Origin of the sequence: Belliella filtrata (genome assembly GCF_022549775.1) — a bacterium.
Classification (GTDB): domain Bacteria; phylum Bacteroidota; class Bacteroidia; order Cytophagales; family Cyclobacteriaceae; genus Belliella; species Belliella filtrata.
The window spans coordinates 73,094-82,456 of record NZ_JAKZGP010000015.1; the positions used below are offsets into that span (position 1 = coordinate 73,094).

Sequence of the window (9,363 nt, forward strand, 5' to 3'; positions counted from 1 at the left end):
AACAGAACATCATCATAGATAAACGTCTTTTACAGTACAGAACAGGATAGTAAAATGCATTAATAAGGATAAATTTCCACTTGTAACTTAAACCTAGTTTACCATGTCTATTTTGGAAAAACAATTTAAACATGTCTCATTTCTCTGGGACGAACAAAAAGCAAATTCTTTGGGTGATGATGAAGTAGCCCTTTTGATATACCGATCAAATATACTTGGTGCTGATCTTAGGATCACCAACTATGGAGGTGGGAACACCAGCTGTAAAACATATGAAAAAGACCCTCTTTCAGGAAAAGAGGTTGAAGTCATGTGGGTAAAAGGCTCTGGTGGAGATATTGGAACCTTGACTAAATCCGGACTTGCTGGTCTTTATGTTGACAAATTACGCGCTTTAGAAGGTATCTATAAAGGAATTGAGTTTGAAGATGAAATGGTGGGACTTTTCAATCATTGTATCTATGACTTGGACTCCAAAGCTCCATCCATTGACACACCGCTACATGCTTTTTTACCATTCAAGCATATCGATCACCTTCATCCAGATGCAGCCATTGCAATAGCTGCTTCCAAAGATGGAGAAAAAATCACTCAAGAGCTTTTTGATGGCCAGATTGCCTGGATTCCTTGGCAAAGACCTGGATTTGACCTTGGGCTACAGCTGAAAAAGGCTTTGGACGAAAATCCTGGTATCAGAGGTATAATGCTAGGAGGACATGGTCTATTCACCTGGGGAGACACTGCATACGAATGCTACATCAATAGCCTCGAAGTCATAGAGAAAGCTTCTCAATATTTGGAAGATAACTATGGCAAAACCAGACCAGTGTTTGGAGGGCAAAAAATCGATTCCCTTTCTCCTGAACAAAGAAAAGATCAGGCAGCGATCATCTCACCGCTATTAAGAGGCTTGGCATCAAGTTATGACAGAATGGTCGGCACATTCAACGATTCTGAAGTCGTATTGCAATTTATCAATTCTAATGACTTAAGTAAACTGGCTCCATTAGGCACTTCCTGTCCAGACCATTTCCTAAGGACAAAAATTGCACCCTTAGTATTGGATATTCCAGCTGATCAAGATTTGAGTGATCTTCAAGCTATCAAAGATCACATCAGTAAGCTATTCGAAACTTACAGAGAGGGATACAAAGATTATTATGAAAAGCACAAAAGGTCAAACAGTCCTGCCATGCGTGATCCCAACCCTGTGATCATCCTATGGCCCGGTGTTGGACTTTTCTCTTACGCCAAAAATAAGCAGACATCTCGTGTAGCCAGTGAATTTTACATCAACGCTATCAATGTGATGCGTGGTGCCGAAGCAGTATCATCTTATGTATCCCTACCATTACAAGAAGCTTTTGACATAGAGTATTGGCTACTTGAAGAAGCTAAGCTTCAAAGAATGCCCAAAGAGCAACCCTTGTCCAGAAAAGTTGCATTGATCACTGGAAGTGCTGGAGGTATAGGAAAAGCCATTGCAGACAAACTAGCAAAAGAAGGTGCTTGTGTGATATTGACTGACATCGATCAAGGCAGACTGGAAGAAGCTGTCAAAGACTTCGGAAAAGACACTGCGATCCATAGCACGCTCAATGTACTGGACAATGATACTATCATATCTGCATTCAAGGCTGCAAACCTGGCATTCGGTGGAGTAGATATCGTGGTAAATTGCGCAGGTCTTGCCATCAGCAAGCCGTTGAACGAAACATCCGAGGCAGATTGGGATTTGCTTCATGATGTACTTGTCAAAGGTCAATTCAAAGTAAGTCAAGAAGGTGTGAAAATATTGAGAGCACAAGGACTTGGTGGTGACATTATAAACATTGCTTCTAAAAACGCACTGGTCTCTGGGCCAAACAATGTAGGCTATGGTACTGCCAAAGCAGCACAAGTTCACATGTCGAGACTTCTTGCAGCCGAACTTGGTCCAGATAAGATTCGAGTAAATGTGGTCAATCCTGATGCTGTAATCGAAGGATCTAAGATTTGGGAAGGAAAATGGGCAGAAGGAAGAGCCAAAGCTTACGGTATCAAGGTAGAAGAACTACCAGCACACTATGCTAAAAGAACCTTGCTGAACGAAATCATCAGCACTGAGGATATCGCTAATGGAGTATTTGCCTTTGTAGGTGGAGTACTTTCCAAAAGTACAGGCAACATCCTCAATGTAGATGGCGGAGTAGCGGCAGCTTTTGTAAGATAATTTGCACAAACCTATTAACACCTTAATTCCTTTCAGGTTTTTCCTAAATTAGATACTACTTTAGCCTAAAACCTGAAAGGTTTTTATTTATCAAAGCATTTCAAAAAATGAAAATAACCGCTAGCCATATAGAAGAAGCCAATGAAACTTTAGAAAAAGATCACTTGGAATCTCTTGACTTTTTGTCCCAAAGACTTGCCAAAAAAGGAATAGACACTAACCTTATCATCGAAAAACTACAAGAACTACAGATTGCAATACCCTCATGGGCATTAGGTGCTGGAGGTACACGATTTGGTAGATTTTCTGGAGCTGGTGAGCCTTCTAATATCATCCAAAAGATCGAAGACATCGGATTGATACATGCACTAAACAAATCAAGTAATGCTGTTTCCCTTCATATTCCATGGGATATTCCACAAGACTATGAAGCGATCAGACAACTTGCCAAGAGCTTGAGTATTCAGTTTGATGCTGTCAACTCAAATACCTTCCAAGACCAAGTCGGACAAAAAGAATCTTATAAATATGGTTCACTAGCAAACACTGATCAAGCTGTTCGAGAGCTTGCTATAGCGCACAATAAGGAAGTAATCAATATAGGTGAAAAACTTGGTTCAAAAGCTTTGACTGTATGGCTAGCTGATGGATCTAGTTTCCCTGGACAATACAGTATCAGGAAAGCTCTCCAAAATACCCATGAATCTCTATCCGAGATATACAAAGCACTTCCAGAAGATTGGAAAATACTGGTAGAATATAAGCCCTATGAACCTAACTTCTACAGTACGGTAATACAAGATTGGGGAACTTCATTTCTCCTTGCAAATAAACTAGGACCAAAGGCATATACCCTTGTGGACCTAGGACATCACCTTCCAAATACCAATATCGAGCAGATTGTGACTACTTTAATGTCAGAAGAAAAACTGGGAGGATTTCATTTCAACGACTCCAAATACGGTGATGACGATCTTACAGTCGGTAGTGTCAAACCTTATCAACTTTTCTTGATTTTCCATGAATTGGTACAAGGCTTCTCTGAAACCAATAATCCCCCACTATCATGGATGATAGATGCAAGTCACAATATCAAAGATCCTTTAGAAGACTTGCTACAATCCGTAGAAGCCATCAAGCTTGCTTTTGCCCAAGCTTTGATTATCGATCAGAAGGCTCTAGAGGAAGCCCAAAACAATCATGATACAGCCAAAGCTCAAGAAATACTCCAAGATGCTTATCGAACAGACCTGAGACCATTAATAGCAGAAGCTGCAAGACGCTCTGGCGGGGCTATTGCCCCACTAAATGCCTACAGGCAAATAGGTGTTAGAAACCAATTGATCAAAGAAAGAGGCACATCAAGTAAAGCAAGCGGACTGTAATGATACCTGTAACAGCCATATTTGATATTGGAAAAACCAATAAGAAATTCTTCCTTTTTGATAGTGAGTTCAGAGAGGTATACAAAGTCTATCATCGACTTGAATACACGACCGATGAGGACGGTGATCCCTGTGAATCGATCAAGGAACTTACAGCTTGGATCAAAGAGACCTTGGCTACAGCCATGGAACTGCCTGATTTTAATATCAGAAAACTTAACTTCACTACTTACGGTGCATCTTTGGTACATTTGGATCGAGAGGGGTTCCCTGTGACACCACTTTATAATTATACTAAATCCTATCCAATTGAACTTTTGGAGAAATTTTATTCAAAATTCGGCGGGAAAAATCAGTTTTGTATAGAAACCTCCTCACCTGCTCTCGGAATGGTCAACGCTGGACTACAGCTTTTTTGGTTAAAGTATTCCAAACCTGAGATCTTCAAGAAAATCCACAATACTTTACATCTGCCTCAATACTTGAGTTACCTATTTACAGGAAAAATGGTCTCAGACTATACCAGCATTGGTTGCCATACTGGAATGTGGGATTTTGCGAAAGATAGTTATCATGATTGGTTAGAAAAAGAAGATTTGATCAAGCTTTTGCCCCGCGCAGTAAGTACTTCCGAGACTTACCCCATTTCTTTCAGAAAACAATCCATGTCCGTTGGTGTGGGTGTACATGACTCATCATCTGCCCTAGTTCCATATTTGATCAAAAATGATGAGCCATTTGCTTTGCTTTCCACTGGCACATGGGCGATCAGTATCAATCCTTTCAATACACTTCCATTGAATCTGGAAGAGTTAGAAAGAGATTGCCTTCACTTTATCGGAATTCATGGGCAGCCCATCAAGATCAGTAGGCTTTATATAGGGGAAGAGCATAAGTACCAAATTGAAAAACTTTATGAGCATTTCAAGCTGGAAAAAGGTTATTACAAAGCATTGAAGTTTGATTCGAAGTATCTTAAGGATTCGAATGAAAACAAGACCAAAAAATACCATTTTCAATACTTGAATCCCGAAGTCTTTGGATTGAGTCAGGCAAAATCAAACGATTTCTCTCAATTTGAAAATTTTGAATCGGCGTATTATTGCTTTCTAGATGAGCTTACTGATTTGCAAGTAGCATCTCTGAAACTAGTCCTCGATCAGTTTCCTGTAAAAAAGCTCTATATTGATGGTGGATTCAATGCCAATGAAATATTTGTAGAAATGCTTCGAATTAAGTTGCCCTATATCAGTATCGAAACCTCAAATTTTGCTTTGGGGACCGCATTGGGTGCAGCTTTGTTAGTCAACAAAGTGGAAGTCAAGCTACTCAAAGTTGCTTCATCAAATCAGAGATACTAAAAATTTATCAATTAGATTGTAATATGTCTACCAGAAAAAAAATAGCGCTCTTTATACCATGTTATGTGGATCAGTTTTATCCCAAAGTAGGCATTGCTACTTTAGAATTATTGGAAAAACTGGGTTGTGAAGTAAGCTATCCAATCGAGCAGACATGTTGTGGGCAGCCCATGGCTAATGCTGGTTATGAGCATGACACTATGGATACCACAAAGCATTTTCTAAAAACCTTTGAAAGTTATGATTATATCGTCGCTCCTTCTGGAAGCTGCGTACTCCATATAAAAGAACACACTCCAGAGATTCCAGGAAAAGGGAAAGAACAACAAGCCATCAAGAAAAAAATCTTTGAACTCACTGAGTTTATCACCGACATTTTGCAAATCAAAATGCTACAAGGTCACTTTCCTCATAAAGTCGGATTTCATGCATCTTGCCATGGCCACAGAGGTCTAAGGTTAGGAAGCTGTTCGGAACGTAATGAACCCTACTTTAGCAAAGCAAAATCCCTTCTAGACCATATCCAAGGGTTGGAATGGATAGCGCTTCGAAGGCAAGATGAATGCTGTGGTTTTGGTGGCACCTTCGCTGTCACAGAAGAAGCCCTTTCTGTTCAAATGGGCAAAGATAGATTGGAAGATCACCTCACAAGTGGCGTAGAAATACTTACCGGAGGTGACATGTCTTGTATCATGCACCTCGAAGGGATAGCTAGAAGAAACAAAAACCCTCTGAAATTCATGCATATTGCAGAAATTTTAAACCAAGCCATCCAATGAGTCACCCTGCCAAAGCTTCTGAATTTTTGAAAGATCCTGACAAGGCCAAATGGCATGATGAGACCTTATGGTTTGTCAGAGACAAAAGAGACAACAGCAGCAAGGGTATCCCTGAGTGGGAAAAACTTCGGGGTACAGCTTCGCAAATCAAAGACAATGTACTTGCTAACTTAGACAAATACTTGTTGGCTTTTGAAGAAAAAGCCAAAGCCAATCACATCCATGTACACTGGGCAAAAGATGCAGAAGAACACAATCAAATCGTCTTAAGTATCCTCCAAAAACATAAATGTAAAGCAATAGTCAAAAGCAAGTCAATATTAACAGAAGAATGTCACCTTAATCCATTTTTGGAAAAACATGGTGTAGATGTGGTAGACACTGATTTGGGAGAGCGCATTGTACAGCTTCTGCATCAGCCACCAAGTCACATCGTACTTCCAGCAATTCACCTAAAGAAAGGAGAAATTTCTGATCTTTTCCACGAAAAACTACAAACTCAAAAAGGAAATGAAGACCCGGAGTACTTAACTCACGCTGCAAGAACACATTTAAGGGAGAAGTTTCTGGCAGCTAAGGTTGCTATCACAGGAGTAAATTTCGCAGTGGCCGAAACTGGTGAGTTTGTTGTTTGCACCAACGAAGGCAATGCTGACATGGGAGTACATTTGGCTGATGTACATATTGCCTGTATGGGAATTGAAAAAATTATTCCACGAAGAAAGGACTTAGGTGTTTTCCTCAGACTTTTGGCTCGGTCAGCTACAGGTCAGCCGATCACCAATTACAATTCGCATTTTCGCTCACCAAGTCCTGGCAAAGAGCTTCATGTCGTATTGGTAGATAATGGTCGTACAAAGCAATTGGCAAGAGAAAAATTCAAGAACTCCCTGAAATGTATACGCTGTGGTGCTTGTATGAATACTTGTCCAATCTACAGAAGGAGTGGTGGATATAGCTATGGCTCAGTTGTACCTGGTCCTATAGGATCGATTCTTTCCCCTGGTCTTGACATCAAAAAACACAGCACTTTGCCCTTTGCTTCTACCCTTTGTGGTTCATGCTCAGACGTCTGCCCAGTGAAGATCAATATTCATGAGCAGCTTTATGAGTGGCGACAAGAGATTGCCAAAAATCAAGGCTTAAACGTGAAAAAATTGTCCATGCAAATTGCAAATGGTGTTTTTTCTGTGCCATTTGCATATCAAATGAGTGGGGCATTGCTTAGAGGTGCCTTAAAAATACTCCCAAGTAGCATTACATATTCTGGACTCAATACTTGGGGAAAACAAAGAGAACTTCCTGAAGTACCCCAAGCAACATTCAAAAACTGGTATAAGAAAAACAAGGCATGAGTAGTAAAGCATCTATAATAGCGAGCATCAAAGAAATTCCTTTAGAAGCAACGGAGTTACCAGAGATCCCTCGGTTTGAATTTTCGGGAAACTTGACAGATAATTTTTCGATTGCCATCTCAAATAATAAAGGCGCAGTGATCAGTCAAACTCAATTAGATAATTTTATTACTTCTAATGGAATCACTGAGATCATTGCTCTCTCTGCTGGATTTGATGCTTATAATTCACGAACGCTGCCCAGTAACCCACATGAATTGGACAACTTGCAGCTGGCTATCATTCAAGGGCAGCTTGGGGTAGCTGAAAATGGAGCCATTTGGTTAACTGACGAAAACATGGGGCTTAGAGCACTTCCTTTTATCACGGAGCATTTGGTTATTGTCTTGCCCAAAAACTCCCTTGTTCCTTTCATGCACGAGGCTTATGAAATTATAGGAGATCAGCAGTCTGGTTTTGGGCTTTTTGTCGCAGGTCCTTCCAAAACAGCCGACATTGAGCAATCACTCGTCATAGGAGCTCATGGCGCAAAAAGCCTACAAGTAATATTGATATGAAATCAGATGTCTATTTATTCCGGTAAACTTTTTGTAAAATCTTCTGGTAAAAAAGATTTAATATATTAAAAACATACCAAAAAACAGATACAAATTAACAAAAGTGAATTTTTTCGATAAAAAATTTAAAATAATTTACTTTTAACATGATCCACCTTCAGTTGCTACCTCGTAATTGTTTTCATGCTAGCATAAAAAGGGGACATCCGAAAACCTTAAATAGAGTAGGAAACTAACTGACTAAATTTAATTATTATGAAATTCCAAGAAATGAATTCCGAAGAATTAAGAGAAGTAAATGGTGGATTGTTAGGTGGACTTTTGGGTTCGCGAAACAGAGGTGAATCAGCTTCTCAAACAACTCTAATAGGTGGAATCGGCCTTAACATCATGAGTGAATCTGAATCTAGAGATGGAGACAGAGATTCTTTTGGATTAGGTTTGAACCTATCTAACATTGGTTTGTTTGATTCTGCTAGCAGAAGATAAGCAATTGGGTTATAAACCTAATTATAAAAGACAGTTGATCAGCAAGATCAGCTGTCTTTTTTTATTTTAGATTCTACACCCAATGCCGTAATATTTAGACAAGCTAGGTTTTTCATCAAATAGTGCATATTCAATACAACTACCCTCTACCAACAAGCAGAACAAACCCGACAAGAGTTCTCAGCTTAACCTAGGGACAATAATCTAAGACCTTATAAGCTATAAAAGGAGCTTAAGTCTAGTTCGAAATTTTCAAGATTACATAAGTTGAAAAAACCCTAAATAGCTAAAAACCGTAAATCGTTGACTTTTTTCAAAAAAACAAGAAAATTTTCAAGAAGGGTAATCCAGACACTTGTTATACCTCGTAATTGTTTTCATGCTAGCATAAAAAAGGGAACTCCGAAAACCTTCAACAGAGTAGGATACTAACTAACTAAAAATTACTATTATGAAATTCCAAGAAATGAATTCCGAAGAATTAAGAGAAGTAAATGGTGGATTGCTAGGTGGACTTTTAGGTTCACGTAATAGAGGCGAGTCTGCTTCACAAAACACCCTAATCGGTGGTATTGGATTGAACCTATCAAGTGAGTCTGAGTCTAGAGATGGAGACAGAGATTCTTTTGGATTAGGTTTGAATCTTTCTAACATTGGTATGTTCGATTCTGCAAACAGAAGATAATAATAAAGAATTTTAGCCTAAATTCGAAAGACAGTTGATCTCCGTGATCAACTGTCTTTTTTTTGATTTCAGATTTTTAGAATGGAAGTATGACATTCAGTTAACTGCAAATCGAGTTTTCTACCTGACTTAAAATTTATCTAGCTTAACCTTCACTGCTGAAGCTAAAAGAAAAACTTAATAAACCCCTAAAATCCGCAGGATTCTAATTTGGTTTTGATTTGGATAAATACAGTGCCATAAAGAATCATTTTTTTGTCAATCTAGGATTTTTTATGGTTGAGTGATACTTTTAATTTGGTTTAGGGTAAGGATTGTCTGTGTCATTTGGATATTTTACCCTAGTTTTTATCAGTATGGACACACCGATCCCATTGTATTATTCTAATTTTCAACGTATTGTATGTTTTTGTGATTGAATCTAAGTCAATAATGGTGTGTAATCTTTCTGTGTGAAGAGCTTGAGGACATGTTTCCTTCCCGTCCTGATCCATTTGGCTGATACTGTTATAAATCTGAAAATGAACTTTTTGAGTCTGT

8 protein-coding genes are annotated in these 9,363 nt (G+C 39.0%); all 8 read left to right on the forward strand.

The genetic code is table 11. From position 1 onward, the window contains the following. Positions 1-103: 103 nt before the first annotated feature. The 8 genes from MM239_RS08155 to MM239_RS08190 all read left to right on the forward strand — a co-directional run bounded on the left by MM239_RS08155 (position 104) and on the right by MM239_RS08190 (position 8,823). A complete protein-coding gene (locus MM239_RS08155) occupies positions 104-2,212 on the forward strand; it encodes a bifunctional aldolase/short-chain dehydrogenase (protein ID WP_241347707.1) in 2,109 nt (702 codons plus the stop codon). A 107-nt stretch (positions 2,213-2,319) separates the two neighbouring features. After that, on the forward strand, positions 2,320-3,597 hold the full coding sequence (locus MM239_RS08160) for a TIM barrel protein (protein ID WP_241347708.1): 1,278 nt from the start codon (positions 2,320-2,322) through the stop codon (positions 3,595-3,597). Next, complete coding sequence (locus MM239_RS08165; RefSeq protein ID WP_241347709.1) at positions 3,597-4,958, forward strand: FGGY-family carbohydrate kinase; 1,362 nt, start codon at positions 3,597-3,599, stop codon at positions 4,956-4,958. The genes MM239_RS08160 and MM239_RS08165 overlap by 1 nt, the downstream gene beginning before the upstream one ends. 23 nt (positions 4,959-4,981) lie before the next feature. Next, positions 4,982-5,737, forward strand: a complete 756-nt coding sequence (locus MM239_RS08170; RefSeq protein ID WP_241347710.1) for a (Fe-S)-binding protein — start codon at positions 4,982-4,984, stop codon at positions 5,735-5,737. Next, on the forward strand, positions 5,734-7,092 hold the full coding sequence (locus tag MM239_RS08175; RefSeq protein WP_241347711.1) for a lactate utilization protein B: 1,359 nt from the start codon (positions 5,734-5,736) through the stop codon (positions 7,090-7,092). The genes MM239_RS08170 and MM239_RS08175 overlap by 4 nt, the downstream gene beginning before the upstream one ends. Continuing rightward, positions 7,089-7,649, forward strand: a complete 561-nt coding sequence (locus MM239_RS08180; RefSeq protein WP_241347712.1) for a LutC/YkgG family protein — start codon at positions 7,089-7,091, stop codon at positions 7,647-7,649. Before MM239_RS08175 ends, MM239_RS08180 begins: the two co-directional genes overlap by 4 nt. Positions 7,650-7,904: 255 nt before the next feature. Further along, entirely contained in the window at positions 7,905-8,138 is a 234-nt protein-coding gene (locus tag MM239_RS08185) for a hypothetical protein (protein ID WP_241294237.1), read from the forward strand. 451 nt (positions 8,139-8,589) lie between these two features. Further along, positions 8,590-8,823 carry a hypothetical protein gene (locus MM239_RS08190; RefSeq protein ID WP_241347713.1) on the forward strand — a complete coding sequence of 78 codons (234 nt, stop codon included), beginning with the start codon at positions 8,590-8,592 and terminating at the stop codon, positions 8,821-8,823. The last annotated feature ends 540 nt before the right edge of the window (positions 8,824-9,363 follow it).